Source organism: Paenibacillus sp. sgz302191 (assembly GCF_057749925.1).
In genome coordinates, this window is sequence record NZ_JBYLHY010000009.1 from 174,044 (window position 1) to 191,442 (window position 17,399).

The window sequence follows — 17,399 nt, forward strand, 5'->3', positions numbered from 1 at the left end:
CGGTTTTTCTGAAGGAAGACTTGAAGGAGGTTGCCCTATGGTTGAAGTGAACCGGATAAGCAAGAAATACGGAAGAAAAAGAGTGCTGGACGAAGTTACGTTCACAGCGGAGAAAGGCCAGATCACGTGCCTGGTAGGCATGAATGGGGTAGGTAAGTCAACGGTCCTGAAATCCATTATGGGGCTGACGCCGGTTAGCGGCGGCCATATTCGAATCGACGGCCAGCCGATGAATAAGCGGCTCTACGAAAAAATCGCATATATTCCGGATACGCTGACGATGCCGCCCTCTATGAAGATCAGTGAGGCGATGGACTTTATGCAGGATTTTTATGAATCCTGGAACGTGCGACGCGCTGTGGAACTGCTCGCTTTTTTCAAGCTGAAGGAAGGGGACCGGATCAGCGATCTATCGAAAGGGAACGCGGCTAAGGTCAATCTGCTGCTCGGCTTGTCGCTTGACGCGGATTATGTATTGATGGACGAGCCTTTTTCCGGGATCGATATTTTCAGCAGGGAGCAGATTGCCGCCGTGTTCACCAGCCATTTGATCGAAGAACGCGGGGTCATCATTACGACGCACGAAATTCATGATATCGAGCATTTGATCGACAAGGTCGTGCTGCTTGACCAAGGCAGGGTGATGAAAGAGTTTATCGCGGAAGATATCCGCATGAAAGAAGGCAAGTCCGTCGTGGACGTGATGAGAGAGGTGTATTTGGCATGAATCGTTACTGGAAGCTTCTGAGCTGGGAATTGAACCGGTTCGCCAAAATTTACGGTGTATTATGGCTTGCAGTTCTGCTCTCGCAAATGACCGGCGTGTTTTTGTACGCCCGTAATTATACGAGCACTGCCGGCGAAATCATGTACAATGATTCTTTAACCGCAGCCGAATACACCGCCCGTTTTCGGCCGGCGAGCTTTGAACATACGATCTCGTCTTCCTGGTTTGAAGCGCCATTTTCTTTGTGTGCGGCGGCGCTCCTGCTGTATGTATTCCTGATCTGGTATCGGGACTGGTTCGGCAAACATACTTTTGCCTACCGGCTTCTCATGCTTCCGACTTCGCGGATGAATGTGTTTTGGGCCAAGCTGAGCGCCATTCTGCTGTTTGTGCTGGGATTTGTCGCTTTCCAACTGCTGATTCTTCGGCCGCAGCTGCTCTTTTTCAATCTGATGATTCCGAGTGAATTCAGGGTTCCTGTATCCATGGGGGAGCTGATTTCAAGCAGTTCCAACTTGAATACGATCATTCCCCGGCATTTCATTCAGTTCGTCCTGTATTACGGCGCTGGAATTATGGCAGTAACGGTCGTTTTTGCGACCATTTTGCTGGAACGCAGCTTCCGCATCAAGGGAATCGTTGCAGGCATTGTTTATGCGGCCCTGGCCGGTTTATTGCTCCTATTGCCCATGTTCATCGCTAAAAACCTGCTTCCGAATTATTTTTATCGCAGCGAGTTATATTTGATGGAAGCCGTCGCCGGGCTTGTGGTGCTGGGCGTCTCGCTGTGGTTCAGTTCCTATCTGCTTCGTAACAAGGTAACCGTCTAAGGAGGAGTAAGAATGAAGCGTTATTGGAAATTAGCCGTGCTCATTCCTCTTATCGTTGTGTGCATAGGCATCTATTATATATGGCTGACCGGCGGCGCTTATCCGCAATACGTTTTGAAGTGGCAGGAGGGTAACGAAAAAGAGGCTTTGCCGGTCTTACTTCAAGCTAATTACAGAAATGAACCGCTCAGTATCAGTTCGGCCGGAAGCCTGTATCGCAACGAGCAGTCCGTTCGGGAAATAACGGATGCTTATAATATGTTTAACGATGACTTTAACAAGCTTGTGAAGGAACACCGTTCATTCATGCGGGGGAAAAGGAACCTCGGCGGCGTCTACGAGGATGACCGCATCATCGGGTATGCGGATATCAAATACGAGTCCGATTCGAAAAAAAGCAATTTTTTAGCCTTCCATCCTTTCAATTTCCGTTTTGCCGTGTCGGTATACGATAAGTCGCGGAAAGAAAGCTCTTCCTTCGAGGTCAATGTGCCAAGGGAGAACGAATATAATAATCTGAATATGGCTGAAGTTCAAATCGACGGTCAGAATATGAAGCTGATTACATATAATTCCAAGCGAAATCCAAACAAGCAGGGAAGCTACATTTCGGAAGTTCATCTGTATACGCTGAATTTGGACACGAAAACTGTGGCCGAGGATCAGGCGATTTTAACCGGTCTTGTACAGGACGACGATAACCCGATCGACATCGGGGGTGTGCTTGAGGCGAATCCGACGAAGGCAAGCCGCTACGCTATTTTTAATCTTACATATTCCAAAAAGAATACGGCAAAACAATCATCGGAAACGGTTGCTTCTCGGGAGTATGTGAAGGATAAAGAGGAACTGATTGTCTACGACATACCAAGCGGCAAGCTGGCGGTGATACAGGATGCAGCGATAACAAGTTTGCTGAAAGAAACCGATGCCGTCACAGTCAGACACTCCGGGAACGAGCTGTTCCTGACCTCATGGAAGGACCCCAAAGGGCCCCGTGTTATCCGATATAGTCTGGCGGACAACAAAATTATGAAAGATCTGACGATAGCGTTCAAAGACGGGGGCAAAGGCGGGGAAGAGGTGCGAACCGCAAGTATTGCGAATAATCGTATATACATGCTGGTTAACTCGATGAAGGATGAAACATCCCCTCCAAGGGTAGTCATCGCCGAACTGGACAACGGAACGGTCGTTTATCAGGGCGCGGTCGCGACCAACGATAATCGGAAGTTTAGAAATTTGACGATTTTTGATATAGAAGGCAAACAGCAAGAAGAGCCGTCCCGGCAGTCGGCCTGGGCTCTTCTGCCGCCGTCGTAATACGAAGAACCTCCGGCGCTGCGCGCATGCAGCGGTCTGGAGGTTTTTTCGTTACCACATAAGAATGTTTAAGTTCTTTACAGCGCTATAGCGCGTAGAACAGCATTCTTATTGGCGAATAAACCTACCTCTAAACGCGGTCGCTCATCTTCGAAAAGACCTCGATAGAGGTTTATCTCATTGATCGAAGGGCCATACGCGTCCGCTCCTCGGAGTATCGAGTCTGTAATCGGAATACTTCACGTCATAGAACCCGTATGACCTGACAGCGTATTTTCAGCGCACATTCAGTGCACTTTCAGTTGGTTGTGCTACGATAATTGTTAAGGATGTTCGCATGACTATGGAGAAAATCCCGTTGGAATAAGCGGCAGGCAGGCCGATTCCGCGCCGCCGTTTTTTGGCGGTGGCGGTTGGAGCGTCGGCTGCCGTACTATCGGCGGCGCTTTATTTCCCGCTGCGGCCGTGCTATACTTTTGTAAATTTGCATGCGGAAGAGGACGAACAGATGGCGACGATCAAGGATGTGGCTGAGAAAGCGGGAGTAACCGTTACAACGGTTTCCAGGGTTCTCAATAACCGTGGCTATATTAGCGACGCTACCCGGCAAAAAGTACATAAAGTCATGGAAGAGCTGCAGTATCAGCCCAATGAAATCGCACGCTCGCTTATGCGCAAAAAATCGATGATGCTGGGATTGATCATTCCCGCCATTGCTCATCCTTTTTTCGGGGAACTGGCGAATGAGTTGGAAAATTACGCCTCTCTCAAAGGGTACAAAATTTTACTGTGCAATTCCCGGCTCGATCAGGCGAAGGAAAAAGAATATATCGATATGCTCAAGAGCAATCGCGTCGATGGCATTATTATGGGCAGCCACACGCTGGATGTGCTTGAGTATTTACAGCTTCGCAAGCCCGTCGTGACGTTTGACCGGCGCATTGCGGATATCCCCTACGTATCCTCGGATAACTATCAGGGCGGCGTAATGGCGGCGGAATTGCTGATCCGCAAGGGATGCAGAAACATTGGGCATATTTGCGGCAATTTGTCCCTGGACATGCTGGGCAACCGCCGGACCGAGGGGTTTATGGCAACGCTCAAACGGCATTCGCTGGAACCGGTCATTATCGAACTCGGAACGGATGTGTTCGAAAGCGGCGACTACGAAAGAGCAGTCAGGCGGATGCTGGCCGATTATCCGGAGGTGGACGGCGTTTTTGCAAGCAGCGACATGATCGCCTATTATATGATCAAAGCTTGCGCATCGCTCGGAATTCGGATTCCGGAGCAGTTGAAGCTGATCGGCTACGACGATATTCAGTTCTCCTCGCTGGTGACGCCGGGGCTGACCACGATCAGACAACCGCTCGAAGCGATGAGCCGGATGGCGCTCGACATTATCGACAGACTGACGGCAGGGGAAACCGTCCCTTTGGAGAACGTGCTTCCCGTGACTTTGGTGGAACGACAAACTACGTAAACGAAAAAGCCGAATCCCTTTTGCGGGATAAGGCTTTTTTTGCGCATATGGTTCATTTTGCGGAAAAGCCCGCAATCGTGCAGGAATTCCTGATAAAAATGGGCCCACAGGCCGTGGAGCCGGAGACCCGGAATGCGCAGCGGCACGTCGAGCAGTTTTTGCATATCCATCCGTCTGATTTCAAAATAAAGGCAGAGTGACCGGAAAAGCCAAAGGAGGGCCTATGCCCTCCAATAAAATTACAGCTCTTATACATGCGCCGCCAAAAAAGCGCGGACGATATCAAGCACCTTCGGCGTCCAAAAGCGCGCCCCGTGCCCCGCTCCTTTCACCTTATAGAAGGTTGCCTGCTGCCCCGCTTCCTTTAAAGATTCGTATAATAAAACGCTTTGGTTGAAAGGAACGATTTCATCTTGATCGCCATGCATAATTAAAAACGGCGGAAGCGGCTTCTCTTTGGAAATATAGAAAATCGGATTTGTCAGGGCCGCCTTCTCCTTGTTCTGTTGAATCGGGCCGCCGATCAGCAAAGATTCGGGAGAACCGGCCGCGTCATGGTCGATCCTGGACGGATATTTGCTCATTTGAAGAATGTCGCTCGGCCCGTAAAAATCGATAACTGCGTTGACGCTGCTCGGTTGTTCCGGGAATAAATCCGAATCGAAGCCGGCTACGCCTTCGCTGACCCCTGTAAGCGCTGCCAGATGTCCTCCCGAAGAATCTCCCCAGACAGCAACCCGGCCCGGATCAATTTGATAGGTTACGGCATGTTTTCTTAAATACCGGATAGCCGTTTTCACGTCCTGGATTTGAGCCGGAAATTTGGCTTCGAGCGAATGCCTGTATTCGACGCTTGCTACAACGTAGCCATGATGGGCAAAATCGGATAACTGCGGGATGGCCGTATACCGTTCCTGCGGAAGCCAGCCTGATCCTTGAATGTAAACTAGCAACGGGAACGGTCCCTTGCAGTGAGCCGGCTTTATAAGATTGATACGAATATCGCGCTCTCCGAAAGAGGCGAAAACGATGTCCGGTATGTACTTGGCGATATAGCGATCTTCTTCGTCTCCGCTTACGATCTGCATATCTTCGGAATCGTAGTTATCCACAGGAACTTTGACTTGAAGAAAAGTCAATTTGGGGGCTTCCATTTGTTAATTCCTCCTTAGTTTGGCGGATCGTTTTACTGGCCGATTGCGGCAATTCGCACCGCGCGCAGCTCTCAGCCCGCGGTGTTGTGCTGCATGACGGCGGCCGGTCGACCACATGGGCACGGCATTCTGCGAGGCAATCGGGATTTGGGATTCGGAGAATCGTGAAACCGCTAACAACACTTGCGTCAATGTTATTCAGAACGCTCGAGAAAGTCTTGGGGGAGCTGTGCTCGAAGCAATGGTGTTTCGCTTTCCCGCCCAAGCCGATGCGGTCGCCTGTGAAGCGGCTTGGCCACCCGAAAAACCTGCGAAAGTGCAGGCTTTTTCGACGGAAGCGGTTCGTTTTGCGGAAAAGCCTGCAATTGTGCAGGAATTCCCAATAAAAACGGGTCCAAGCTAGAATATTGGTGGAAAAGCCTGCACATTTGCAGGAATGTTGCGTTCTGAGCGTACCAACGAGGAAAAAGATGTACTTTTGCAGGTTTTCCACGCGTTGCCAAGTAGAAATGCTGCCTCTTAGCATGCGGGTTCTTCAACAGTCACACATTTGCAGGCGTTTCTCCACGTTGCCGAGTAGATTTGCTAGCTCTAGCGAGCGAGAATTCAGCAAATACTTGCGGATGGCTGGGCGGCGAAAAAGCGGCTGTTTGCGCTCGTTCGATGATGCAACTAGTGTAATCGGTATAGTTACACAAATTAGTATAGATTTGCCTGTATCTATAGTCAATATCCTCGGTAAAATGCTCCCTTTTCAGGTGCCGGTAAACAACAAAACTCGATGATATGTCAAACGATTGACATAACACCGGCGGATCACTATAATCTCACTTAGATACGGTTTGGGGAGCAGGGCTCCGCCAAATGGGAAAGAAGGGTGCGCGATGAGCTATACCAGGGAAAAGGCCGACGCGTTTATTCGCGAGAATACGCATTTGCTTCGCAATGATTATCGGCCAGGGTATCATTTGGCCGGGGAATTGGGCTGGATCAACGATCCGAACGGTTTTGTCCATTTTCAGGGAGAATACCATTTGTTTTATCAGCATTATCCGTATAAGCCTGTCTGGGGGCCGATGCATTGGGGGCATGCGGTCAGCCGGGATTTGATCCGCTGGTCGTATCTGCCGGTTGCGCTCGCTCCGGACCGGGAATACGACAAGGACGGCTGCTTCTCGGGCAGCGCGATTGTGAAGGACGGGCAATTGACGCTTATGTATACCGGGCATGTGGTGACAGGCCCCGATAAAGACCGCGATTATGTGCAGACCCAGAGTCTGGCGCTGTCGGTGGACGGAGTCGCTTTTACGAAAAGCGGGCTCAATCCGGTCATCCCTGCGTCCCAAATCCCGGCTCATGCCAGCCAAAAAGATTTTCGCGATCCGAAGGTGTTCGAGCGGGACGGGCAATACTACGTCGTGCTCGGCTCCAACGACGGTGCCGGCAGCGGAATTATTTTGATGTACCGGTCGGCGGATTTGCGGGAGTGGACGTTCGCCGGCGAAATTGCCAGGAGCGACGGCACGCTGGGAGATAATTGGGAATGTCCGGATTTATTCCGGTTGGAGGACCGCGACGTGCTGATGATGTCCCCGCAGCGCATGCCGTCGCAGGGTGACGACTATCATAATTTGCATTCCACGGTTTTCATGCTGGGCATGCTGGATACGGCGGAAGGAAAGTTCCATTATGACAGCTACAGCCCGATCGACTATGGGTTCGATTTTTACGCGCCGCAAACGTGCGAGGACGATCGGGGAAGACGCATCATGGTCGGATGGATGGACATGTGGGAATCGGACATGCCGACTCAGCAGGGACACTTTTGGGCGGGGGCGATGACTCTGCCGCGGGAAGTCAGGCTGCAGGGCGACAAGCTGCTCTTCGTGCCTGTGCAAGAAATAGAGGCTTATCGGGAACAGCCGTATGAGCTTGCGGCACAAGAGCTTGACGGCGAACTGACGCTCGGCTGCACGGGGGACCGCTACGAGCTGGATGTTGTCATCGAGGCGGGGGAAGCGTCCGCGTTCGGCTTGAAGCTGCGCCAGGGTGCGGAAGAAGAGACGCTGATCGCCTACGATACAGTTTCCGGTTTGCTGCGCTTCAACCGCGACCGTTCGGGAAGCGGGCCGAAAGGCGAGCGCAGAACCGCGGTAGAGCTTAAGGATAACAAGCTTGCTCTGCGCGTATTCGTAGACCGCTCTTCCGTCGAGGCGTTCATTCAAGACGGCGAGAAAGTTATGACCGGGCGGATCTACCCGGGGCCGGAATCGCTGGGCATTCAGCTTTTCTCTGAAGGGCAGTGCCGGATCGTTTCGCTGCGCAAATGGGACATTCGTTAAGAGGAGGACGGCACATGAGAACTGTATATACAATTGGCGAAGCATTGATTGATTTTATTCCTGCAGAGACCGGCGTTCCGCTGAAGGCGGTCGGCAGTTTTGCCAAAGCGGCGGGCGGAGCGCCGGCGAATGTCGCTTGTACGGTCGCGAAGCTCGGAGGGCGGAGCGCTTTTATCGGCAAGCTCGGCGAAGACGCTTTCGGCGATTTTCTTGTGGAGACGCTGGATCGGCTTGGCGTGGATACGCGTTATGTATCCCGCACCGCGCAAGCGAATACGGCGCTCGCGTTCGTCAGCCTGCAGGCGGACGGCAGCAGGGATTTTTCGTTCTACCGCAAGCCGAGCGCAGACATGCTGCTGGAGGAAAGCGATATCGACGCATGCCCGTTCGCGGCGGGGGATTTGCTGCACTTCGGCTCCGTCGATCTGATCGAAGCGCCCGTGAAGTACGCGCATATCAAAGCGATCGAAACGATGAAAAGCCGCGGAGGCTTAATCAGCTTCGATCCGAACGTCAGGCTCCCGCTGTGGAACAGCGCGGAGGAGTGCCGCCGGACGATTCTGGAGTTTATTCCGCGCAGCCATATGGTCAAAATCAGCGATGAAGAGCTCGCCTTCATCACCGGAATCGAGGACGAAGCCGAGGCGATTGCTTCGCTGTTCGCGGGCGATGTCGCGCATGTCCTCTATACGCGCGGCTCAAAAGGGGCTTCATGGCATACGCGAACCGGAAACGTCTCGGTTCCGGGACATGCCGTGCAAGCCGTCGATACGACCGGCGCCGGCGACTCGTTCATCGGCGCGCTGCTGTACCGGCTCAGCCTCGAAGCCGGGACGCTGCGCGAGCTGGACAGCGGCGTGATGCAGCAGGCGCTGTCCTTCGCCAACGCAGCCGCGGCGCTGACGACGACGCGCCACGGCGCGATCCCCTCGCTGCCGACGCTGGAAGAGGTGCGGCAGTTCGTTGCCGCGCGCTAGCCGCGCAGGCATGCAAGCTGCCGCTAAGCCGTGCTGCGGCCTGCGCCTGTTGGAGCTGACGGCCCGGCAGCTGGTAGTCGCCTTTAGCCGGTGCCGCTCCAGAAAGCCTGCAAAAGTGCAGGCTTTTGCTCGCTGATACGCTTTCCTCGAACAATTCCTGCAAATCCGCAGTTATTTTGCCGACATTTAGGGCTCAGGCCCCTCATGATCGTAAATTCCTGCACAATCGCAGGCTTTTCACCAAAACGGGCCGCTTTCGCAGAAAAAACCTGCACTTTTCAGGCTGTTGAGAAACCCCCTTTTTTCCTGGATGCTCAAAAAAAGCACCAAAAGCATGAGCCAAATACCCCTCTCAGATCGTTTTAAATCAATTTTTTCTCTTCAAGATGAGTGCCCCCACATAAAAATTGATCTGAGAGGAAACCCGTTAGACTTTCTCAACAGCCTGACTTTTGCAGGTTTTCCCAACGCCGCTAAGCCGTCGGCAATGACGCCGTCCGGTGGCGCGACAAAAAGACCGTTTCAAGTCCTAAACAGAGGCTTGAAACGGTCTTATCGTTGTTGTTCTTTGCGATGTGCCTTTTCCTCGAGTTCCCTCTTCTTCTTTCTGTATGCTTCAACGGTTGCGATTGCCAATTCTTTCTCTTCATCTGTCCAGGATGCCCCAAATGACGGGCTTGTCTCCGACTTAGGCTTGTCGGTGCGACCAAGCAAATAGTCTGTGTCTACCTGGTACAAATCGGCAAGCTTTTTTAATGTTTCAGTATCGGGGTCTCGATAGTTGCGCTCATAATTGGACAGAACTGAGTTAGTGATTCCAATTTGGTCAGCAACATATTTTTGTGACCATCCTTTTTTGTCACGTTCGTTTTTTAATCGCGTTCCAAGGGACATGGATTCATACCGCCTATTTGCCTGCTTTTGAAAATAATCGTAGCATTATTTCGCACCCTGCTAAACAAAATCAACTATTAGTTGATTTTGTGGTTGTTTTCAACGTTTTGTTGAGTTATAATCGGTTCATCATTCAACTTTACGTTGAATTGAATTCATGAACTTTACAAAGGAAGGTGAAGGGATGGAACAATTGCTGCGCAAGTACGAGTCTGTAGTCGAGGAAGAACAAATTCTGAACGAAAGAATCAGGGTATGTAATGAATGTGTTGAAATCATATTGGATTTTATTGAAAAGAGGGCAGATCAGATCCATGTGCTTACAGCGGAGGATATTGTTTCGGCCGCGCATACAATCGGTAAGGATTTGCAGACAGAGTTGCTTCATATAAGATTGCTTTCGATATATTTCTCGATCCCGCCAGTACGCCCCAAAGAACACCTCCCGAGGCGTTCTTTTTTCTTTTTGCCCGGTTTTCCTGGGCCTTGGCGCGGTGCAGCCGGTCGGAGGAAATATGTGAGTTCGGACCCAAGAGAGGACCATAGCGGCACTCGAAGGCACGTTTAGAATCAGATGGCGGATATAGTAAATTTTACTAGAGGCCGTCAGACGGCTCCCCGGCTTGCGGCGAAGTTGTTTTGTATACGCATTCATTTGTATAAAAGAGAAAAATATGCACTCGATCCGGTTATTTTTTATGGAAGTGCAGACTTTGGTAGGAGAGTACATGGGATCAGAGCATAGCAAAAAAATGGTTAAAATTATCCTGTAACAAAATGCAAAACCCGAAAAATAGGTCGATGCGATGGACGCATGGGTCGGCAAAATCGGGACTAAGCACCTAAAAAATGCTCATTTTCAGCGTTTATGGACAAAAAAGTGGAAAAAAAAGCGAAACCTATAAAGGTTTCAGATAAGAATCTGTCGACTTATTCATTTTCGTGCATGATCATGAAATAATTATTTTCAAGATCTATTTTGGGAAAGGGGAGAGTTCGTTCTAAAGGACCTATAAGTAAGTATGATTAATATTCAGAAAATTTAATTAATGAGATAAACTTCTATCGAGGTCTTTCGAAGATGAGCGACAGCGTTTAGAGGCAGGTTTATTCGCCAATAAGAATGCTGTTCTTCACGCTTTAGCGCTGTAAAGAACTTAAACATTCTTATGTGGTAAAAAAATGCATAAAGGAATGGTGCTGCGATGAAGCCAATGGCCGCAAAAGAGGACGGCGCCATTTATTTTTACCGATACACGTCGCTTTCGCTCACTTCTATCGTTTTTTTGTTGGGGGACAGCAATCCGCCGTCTATGTGGAAAATGGGCGTTGTATTGGCGCTGTTCATTGCGGTGAAATGGATAACGGCGTTTTACCGGAGAAGCCATAAAGGCTCCCGGACGTTCAAAGTGACCGTGGGCCTGGAGATGGCCGGCATGATTTGCCTGCTGATTTCCACCGGCGGCATGGATAGTCCCTTTCTCTGGTGTGTGATGAACCCGACCCTGATCGCAGCAAGCTACCTCTCCACGGTGTACTGCTGGTTTATTCTGCTCGGATACCTCCTGTTCGTAACGTCATTCTCTTATTTTATCGCCGGCAATAGCGACCACTCGATCTGGAGAATCGTGTTGGACAACAGCGACTTTTATCTGGTGCTGCTCCTGATGACGCTTGCCATTCAGGTGCTGGCCGGCATGAAAAACAAGCTGGAGAGAGCCAATACGCGAACCAACGAGACGATGGAGCATATCAAATCCTTGTATCAAATCGTCGAAGCGGCCACTCAAAGCGAATCGGGCAACCTGCAGAAAATTTTTGCCGAGTTCGCGTTCAAGCTGACGAAGCAAAAGATGGCGTTCTTCTGGGACGTCAACGGTGAGGACGACGAGGACAAGCTTATTGTCCAAGGCAAAAGGTTCAAGGATACCGAGGCTTCCCTATGCGCAGCCATTGAGTCGAATTTGACCGGGCTGCGGAGGCAGGACAACTGCACGGTGATGAATTTGCCCGGCCACGGCGAGTTTCTGATCACGCCGGTCAAGTCGGCGAGCAAATTTTGGGGAGTGCTCGGCATCAAGATCGAACGCTGGAATCACGAGGAAGGAAGCCGGTGGTTCGTGCAGCAGCTTTATTTCCTCTCCGAACTGTGCGCGGTCATTCTTGAGCGGCACCGGCTTGAGCGCATCGAAAATCAGTTGATGATTATCGAGGAGCAGAACCGGATCGCCGACGAAATGCATGACAGCGTCTCACAGCACATGTTCGGCATCGTGTACGCGATCCACTCGCTCAACCGCAAATGGCAGGACATCCCGGCAGACCAGCTGAAGACACAGCTGGAATTTATCCGGGAATCCGCCAACACCGCTTCGCAAGAACTTCGCACGACCATTTACAGTCTCAGCTCCAGAAAAAGCGGCGCCGCCTTTTGGCTGAGCACGGTCCAGGCTCATCTGGACAGCTTGTCCAAGCTGTATGCCGTGAAAATCCGCCTGAACGTAACGGGAGACGATCACCGCCTTCCGGTCAGCCACCAGAAAGCTTTATCCAGAATTATTTCCGAGGCTGCGGGCAATGCCATCCGACACGGCTCCAGCAGTTCCATCGTCGTGGAATTATGTCTGAAACCAAGCGAGGTCAAGCTGGCCGTCAGCGATAACGGGGAAGGGTTTGACGTCAATGTGCAGATGTCGGATCCGAAAGTTTCGGGACTGGGGCTCAGCAATATGAAATTCCTCGTGCAATCGTTAGGCGGAACGCTGCAAATTTCCAGCAACCAAGGAGAGGGCACGCGCATCTCCGTGTTCATCCCTATGGATCAACAGGACAAAAAAGCTTTGGAAGAGGTTATGGGGTAAAGCCGGTAGTTTCTCATTCGATGAAAGAAGGTGTATAAGCGATGAAGATTGTTATTGTAGACGACCATCCTTTGGTGAGAAGAGGGCTTTCAGCCGTATTGAAACTGGAGCGGGACATCGAAATTATGGGCGAATCGGAAATGGTTGAGGAAGCGATGGAACTGATCGAGGAAACGAAGCCCGACCTGGCTATTGTCGACATCAAGCTCGGCAACCGGTCGGGATTTGAAGTTGTGGAGAAGCTGAAAGATACGGACTGCCGTTGTATGATCCTGACATCTTCGATGATGGAGACGGATGTGCGCCGGGCGGAAGCGTCGGGGGCGGACGGGTACGTGCTCAAAGAGGCGCTGCCGGAAGAGCTGCTGCTGGCGATCAAGCTGATTTCCAAAGGGAAACGGTATTACGATCCGGGCTTGATGGAGATGCTGATCAAAAAGGACGACGACGATCAGTTGGACAGGCTGACTCCCAAGGAGCGGGAAGTTCTGATGGGTCTGGGAGAAGGGCTGTCCAACCAGGGGATAGCGCGCAAGCTGACGATTACGGAATTTACCGTCAAGAAGCATGTCAGCCAGGTTTTGAACAAATTGAATTTGAACGACCGGACCCAGGCGGCCCTGTATGCGCAATCCAAAGGGCTGGTTCATTTCAGCGTGGAGCATGCATAATGGAAGTTATGGTACGAAAGTATACCGCCTGGGTAGTACATAGAGGGGATACAGGATATTCCAATTGATACCTAAAAAATCGTAATATCGGATAATATCATAATATTTGTAATTCATATAAAATAAATGACAAGCAGTTCTATCGGGAGGGTGTTATGGAGAAGACAATACTGGATTACTTCATCCTGATTCGAAAGAAGCTATGGGCTATTGCATTGTTTGTTCTTCTTTCCTGCATGATCACATTCGTCGTCAGCAAAGTGCTCATCAAGCCTGTATATCAGGCCGACAGCCAACTGTTGGTCAACAGCGTTTTTAAAAATTCGGACTCGATACAGCTAAACGATGTCGTGATGAATTTGAATCTGATCGACAGCTACAAGGAGATCATCAAATCGAACGCCATTCTCGACGAGGTGCTCGCCAACCATCCCGAATTCGTGCTAACCAGGGAAAAGCTGGATAAGAAATTGAAAGTAAGCTCCATCGATAAAACGAATATTATCACCGTCGAAGTGGAAGACAACAACTACGGCAAAGCCGTGCTAATCGCAAACGAAATTACGCAAACTTTTGTGAAACGAATCCCGGACCTGATGAATATGAGCAATGTCAAAATATTGACGGCCGCCGATTCCGGCAACCTGCCTCCCTCGGGGAGCGCCGGCCTTGTCATGAATCTCGCAATCAGCTTTGTACTGTCGGCAATGGCCGCCCTCGGCGTCATATTTTTCCTGGAAAACATCAACGACACGCTGCGTTCCGCCAAAGAAGCCGAGCACTACGTAGGGCTGCCGGTGCTTGCGACCATCGAACCGATCAAGAACAATAAAGCCCGGAGCCGTTCAAAAGCTGCGAGCAGAGAGGTGAGTGATACGAAGTATGCCACCGTTAAGTGAAGCACTTGTCACCGCGTCGGAACCGGCTTCATCCGCCGCCGAGATTTACCGCTCCCTGCGGACCGCAATCAGGCAGAAGAGGGTGAAACAATCGGATGACGGGGTCGTTCTCATGGTCGCCTCGCCGGGCGAGCAGGAAGGCAAGACGACCATCGTAGCAAATCTGGCCGTCACGTATGCGCAGGATGGGAAAACGGTCGTCGTCGTCGACTGCAACTTGCGCAGCTCCTCCGTGCACACCCTGTTCGGATTGCCGGGCCAAGCCGGACTTGTGCAGTGCCTGAAATCGGCTTCCGCTGCGAAAGACGCGATCTGCCGGACATCGGTGCCTAACCTGCACGTGCTGCCGGCAGGGGGCCAGCCGCCGAACCCTTCGGAGCTGCTCGGTTCCCGGTCGATGGAGGAACTGCTGGATGAGCTGAAGCGGCAGTACGATGTCGTGCTGCTCGACTCGCCTTCCGCGCTCAGCTTCACGGACGCCGGGCTGCTGGCGGAATACAGCGACGGCGTCATGCTGGTAGCGAAGCACGGCACAACGAAGCGCGAGCATGCCAAGCAAGCGAGGCTCCGGCTCGAGCAGTCGGGCGCCAAGATGCTGGGGATCGTCATGAACGGCTGAAGCGCCGGCCGGCAATCGCTCACAGGGCCGGCCAGGCCTGTGTTTTGCTCCGCCAATTTGATAGGAGGATGAGAGAGATGAAAAAAGTGAAGAAAGCCATTATTCCTGCGGCAGGACTCGGTACCCGGTTCTTGCCCGCAACGAAGGCGATGCCCAAAGAGATGCTTCCGATCATCAACAAGCCGACTATCCAATACATCGTGGAAGAAGCAATCGAATCCGGAATTGAAGACATCATTATCGTAACCGGCAAAGGGAAAAGGGCCATCGAGGATCATTTCGACAACGCTTTTGAACTGGAGAACAAGCTGCTGGAGACCGGCAAGCTGGAACTGCTCCAGGAAGTGCAGCGCTCGGCCAAGGTGGATATTCACTACATCCGCCAGAAGGAGCCCAAGGGTCTCGGACATGCCGTGTGGTGCGCCCGAAGGTTTATCGGCAACGAGCCGTTCGGGGTGCTGCTAGGCGACGATATTGTCACAGGCAGGGTGCCTTGCCTGAAACAGCTAATCGAGCAGTATGAATTATCAGAAAATTCTGTCATCGGCGTGCAAACTGTGCCTTCCGAAGTGACGCATCGTTACGGAATCATCGATCCGGGCGCTCAGGATAACAGGTTGTATGAAGTTAACGACTTTGTGGAAAAGCCAAAGCAGGGCACGGCCCCTTCCAATTTGGCGATCATGGGCAGGTACGTATTTTCTCCGCAAATTTTCGATTACCTGGAGCTTCAGGAAAAAGGAGCCGGCGGCGAAATTCAGCTGACGGACGCGATCCAAAAGCTGAACCGGGTCCAGCAGGTGCTCGCTTATCATTTTGACGGCATCCGCTACGACGTCGGGGAACGCCTCGGTTACATTCTCACTACGCTAAGTTTTGCTCTCGAAAGCAAGGATTTGCGCGATCCGGTTCTGGATGCTATGGCTGCCATGCTGATTAAGGAACAATATCCGTCCATTATGGACCATTTAGGAGGTAGGGAGAATGAGTTTGCCAAAATTGCAGGAGGATTATGAGTATGCGGTACCGCAAAAAAATTATTACCGCACTGTGGCGTCAAGGGATCGCGGCCTGGATTCGTATCTGTTCTTCAAACGCGCGCTCGATATCGTATTGTCGTTGTGCGGGATGATTGTCCTGCTCCCCGCAGGGCTGATCATCGCTCTGCTGATCAAGCTGGAAGATCCGAAAGGCACGGTTTTCTTTAAACAGAACCGCGTAGGGAAAGACGAAGCGCTGTTTCCGATGTATAAATTCAGATCGATGGTTTCCAACGCCGAAGAGCTGAAAGCGAAGCTGCTGGAGCAAAACGAAGTCAGCGGCGCGATGTTCAAAATGAAGAACGATCCGCGGGTGACGCGCATCGGCAAAATTTTGCGCAAAACGAGCGTCGACGAGCTACCTCAATTGTGGAACGTGTTCGTGGGCGACATGAGCTTGGTCGGACCTCGCCCCGCTCTGCCGGCTGAAGTCGCGGAGTATACGGCGTACGATAAAAAGCGGCTGGCCGTGACGCCGGGCTGCACAGGGCTGTGGCAGGTGAGCGGGCGGAGCAGCGTCGGATTCAAAGAGATGGTCGAGCTGGATTTGACCTATATCAAAAACCGCACCATTTGGTACGATTTGAAAATTATCGTAAAAACCGTCCGGGTGCTGCTTGGTTCCAAAGATGCCTTTTAATCAGCCTTACAAAGATAAGCCGCTTGTCTCGATCGTCGTATGCACCTATAATCGCGCCGACTTGCTGCGGATTACTTTGGATTCGCTGCCGGGGCTGTCCGGAATCGAAAAAGCCGAAATTGTCATTGTGGACAACAATTCCACCGATCATACGCGCAGCGTTGCGGAACAATTTGCCGAGCGTCAGACAGGCAAGCTGGAGGTCCGCTACCGCTTCGAACGGAGTCAGGGGCTGTCCGTCGCACGGAATACGGGCGTTCAGGCGGCCCGGGGAGAGGTCGTCGCTTTTCTGGACGATGACGCCATACCTTGTCCGACATGGTTAAGCACGATATGCGCGGTTTTTAGCGGCAGGCGCGACGTTGATGCGCTGGGCGGCATCATCCGCCCGAATTTTGAAACGCATCGCCCGGATTGGCTCATTCCGGCGCTCGAACTGCCGTACACGATAGTGAATCTGGGCGATGCGCCCAGGGCGTATCCGGCGGGCCTGCACCCATACGGGGCCAATATGGCGATGCGCAAATCTTTTATGGAAAGCCATCCGTTCCCGACAGGGCTTGGGCGAAAAGGGCAGCTGCTGCTGTCAGGCGAGGAATCGTGGCTGTTTGACAAGATGAAAAAGGAAGGCAAGACGTTTCTTTATCATCCTGACATGGCTGTCGACCACTTCATCCCGGCCGGCCGGCTGACCAAGGAATGGATTTTGCAGCGCTACTATTATCAAGGCATTTCCAACGGGCTTATGCGCCAGGGATTCGGAGGCAAGCTGTTCCAACTCGGCACGGTCGCAGCGAGGATGGTGTACATTGCGGCAGACTCGCTGCTCGCCCGCAGCGAAGGAAGGAAGCTGCTGATCCAGTGCAGGCTGGAAAGCATTCGCGGAACGCTCTATATGCTGAGAAGACGCGAAAATATGCCATCAACCAGGTGAGGACT

Annotated in this window: 17 protein-coding genes; 15 read left to right on the forward strand and 2 right to left on the reverse strand. The window is 51.7% G+C overall.

Annotated features, from left to right (window positions below; translation table 11 throughout):
* Nucleotides 1–37 precede the first annotated feature (37 nt).
* From AC3G2T_RS15500 to AC3G2T_RS15515, 4 genes are all read left to right on the forward strand, one after another.
* A complete protein-coding gene (locus tag AC3G2T_RS15500; protein WP_474684146.1) occupies nt 38–727 on the forward strand; it encodes an ABC transporter ATP-binding protein in 690 nt (229 codons plus the stop codon).
* Nucleotides 724–1,557 carry a hypothetical protein gene (locus AC3G2T_RS15505; RefSeq protein ID WP_488436061.1) on the forward strand — a complete coding sequence of 278 codons (834 nt, stop codon included), beginning with the start codon at nt 724–726 and terminating at the stop codon, nt 1,555–1,557. Before AC3G2T_RS15500 ends, AC3G2T_RS15505 begins: the two co-directional genes overlap by 4 nt.
* A gap of 12 nt (nt 1,558–1,569) precedes the next feature.
* Nucleotides 1,570–2,880, forward strand: a complete 1,311-nt coding sequence (locus AC3G2T_RS15510) for a hypothetical protein (protein WP_488436062.1) — start codon at nt 1,570–1,572, stop codon at nt 2,878–2,880.
* Between the two features lie 508 nt (nt 2,881–3,388).
* Nucleotides 3,389–4,363 carry a LacI family DNA-binding transcriptional regulator gene (locus tag AC3G2T_RS15515; protein ID WP_488436063.1) on the forward strand — a complete coding sequence of 325 codons (975 nt, stop codon included), beginning with the start codon at nt 3,389–3,391 and terminating at the stop codon, nt 4,361–4,363.
* A gap of 248 nt (nt 4,364–4,611) precedes the next feature.
* Here the strand turns inward: AC3G2T_RS15515 and AC3G2T_RS15520 are convergent, their stop codons facing one another.
* On the reverse strand, nt 4,612–5,517 hold the full coding sequence (locus AC3G2T_RS15520; RefSeq protein ID WP_488436064.1) for an alpha/beta hydrolase fold domain-containing protein: 906 nt from the start codon (nt 5,515–5,517) through the stop codon (nt 4,612–4,614).
* 115 nt (nt 5,518–5,632) lie between these two features.
* Here AC3G2T_RS15520 and AC3G2T_RS15525 point away from each other — a divergent pair, with 115 nt between their 5' ends.
* The 3 genes from AC3G2T_RS15525 (at nt 5,633) to AC3G2T_RS15535 (ending at nt 8,836) form a co-directional block, all read left to right on the forward strand.
* Nucleotides 5,633–5,920, forward strand: coding sequence for a hypothetical protein (locus AC3G2T_RS15525; protein ID WP_488436065.1), 288 nt, complete (start codon nt 5,633–5,635; stop codon nt 5,918–5,920).
* A 481-nt stretch (nt 5,921–6,401) separates the two neighbouring features.
* Nucleotides 6,402–7,859 (forward strand): glycoside hydrolase family 32 protein, encoded by a 1,458-nt coding sequence (locus tag AC3G2T_RS15530; protein WP_488436066.1) that lies wholly within the window; start codon nt 6,402–6,404, stop codon nt 7,857–7,859.
* Between the two features lie 14 nt (nt 7,860–7,873).
* A complete protein-coding gene (locus tag AC3G2T_RS15535) occupies nt 7,874–8,836 on the forward strand; it encodes a PfkB family carbohydrate kinase (RefSeq protein WP_488436067.1) in 963 nt (320 codons plus the stop codon).
* Between the two features lie 552 nt (nt 8,837–9,388).
* On the opposite strand, the gene AC3G2T_RS15540 is transcribed toward AC3G2T_RS15535, so the two are convergent.
* Nucleotides 9,389–9,730, reverse strand: coding sequence for a helix-turn-helix domain-containing protein (locus AC3G2T_RS15540; RefSeq protein WP_488436068.1), 342 nt, complete (start codon nt 9,728–9,730; stop codon nt 9,389–9,391).
* Between the two features lie 184 nt (nt 9,731–9,914).
* Between AC3G2T_RS15540 and AC3G2T_RS15545 the strand changes: the two genes are divergently transcribed.
* The 8 genes from AC3G2T_RS15545 to AC3G2T_RS15580 all read left to right on the forward strand — a co-directional run bounded on the left by AC3G2T_RS15545 (nt 9,915) and on the right by AC3G2T_RS15580 (nt 17,394).
* Nucleotides 9,915–10,298, forward strand: coding sequence for a hypothetical protein (locus AC3G2T_RS15545; RefSeq protein ID WP_488436069.1), 384 nt, complete (start codon nt 9,915–9,917; stop codon nt 10,296–10,298).
* Nucleotides 10,299–10,935: 637 nt separating this feature from the next.
* The gene (locus AC3G2T_RS15550; protein WP_488436070.1) at nt 10,936–12,591 is read left to right on the forward strand and encodes a sensor histidine kinase; all 1,656 of its coding nucleotides are present in this window, start codon (nt 10,936–10,938) and stop codon (nt 12,589–12,591) included.
* A 41-nt stretch (nt 12,592–12,632) separates the two neighbouring features.
* Nucleotides 12,633–13,262, forward strand: a complete 630-nt coding sequence (locus tag AC3G2T_RS15555; protein WP_474684156.1) for a response regulator — start codon at nt 12,633–12,635, stop codon at nt 13,260–13,262.
* A gap of 155 nt (nt 13,263–13,417) precedes the next feature.
* Nucleotides 13,418–14,161: a YveK family protein gene (locus tag AC3G2T_RS15560; RefSeq protein ID WP_474684157.1), complete on the forward strand. Its 744-nt coding sequence runs from the start codon at nt 13,418–13,420 to the stop codon at nt 14,159–14,161.
* Nucleotides 14,145–14,780, forward strand: coding sequence for a CpsD/CapB family tyrosine-protein kinase (locus AC3G2T_RS15565; RefSeq protein ID WP_488436071.1), 636 nt, complete (start codon nt 14,145–14,147; stop codon nt 14,778–14,780). Before AC3G2T_RS15560 ends, AC3G2T_RS15565 begins: the two co-directional genes overlap by 17 nt.
* A gap of 77 nt (nt 14,781–14,857) precedes the next feature.
* A complete protein-coding gene (galU, locus tag AC3G2T_RS15570; RefSeq protein WP_474684159.1) occupies nt 14,858–15,796 on the forward strand; it encodes a UTP--glucose-1-phosphate uridylyltransferase GalU in 939 nt (312 codons plus the stop codon).
* Entirely contained in the window at nt 15,765–16,460 is a 696-nt protein-coding gene (locus AC3G2T_RS15575; protein WP_474684160.1) for a sugar transferase, read from the forward strand. The genes galU and AC3G2T_RS15575 overlap by 32 nt, the downstream gene beginning before the upstream one ends.
* The gene (locus tag AC3G2T_RS15580) at nt 16,450–17,394 is read left to right on the forward strand and encodes a glycosyltransferase (RefSeq protein ID WP_474684161.1); all 945 of its coding nucleotides are present in this window, start codon (nt 16,450–16,452) and stop codon (nt 17,392–17,394) included. Before AC3G2T_RS15575 ends, AC3G2T_RS15580 begins: the two co-directional genes overlap by 11 nt.
* The last annotated feature ends 5 nt before the right edge of the window (nt 17,395–17,399 follow it).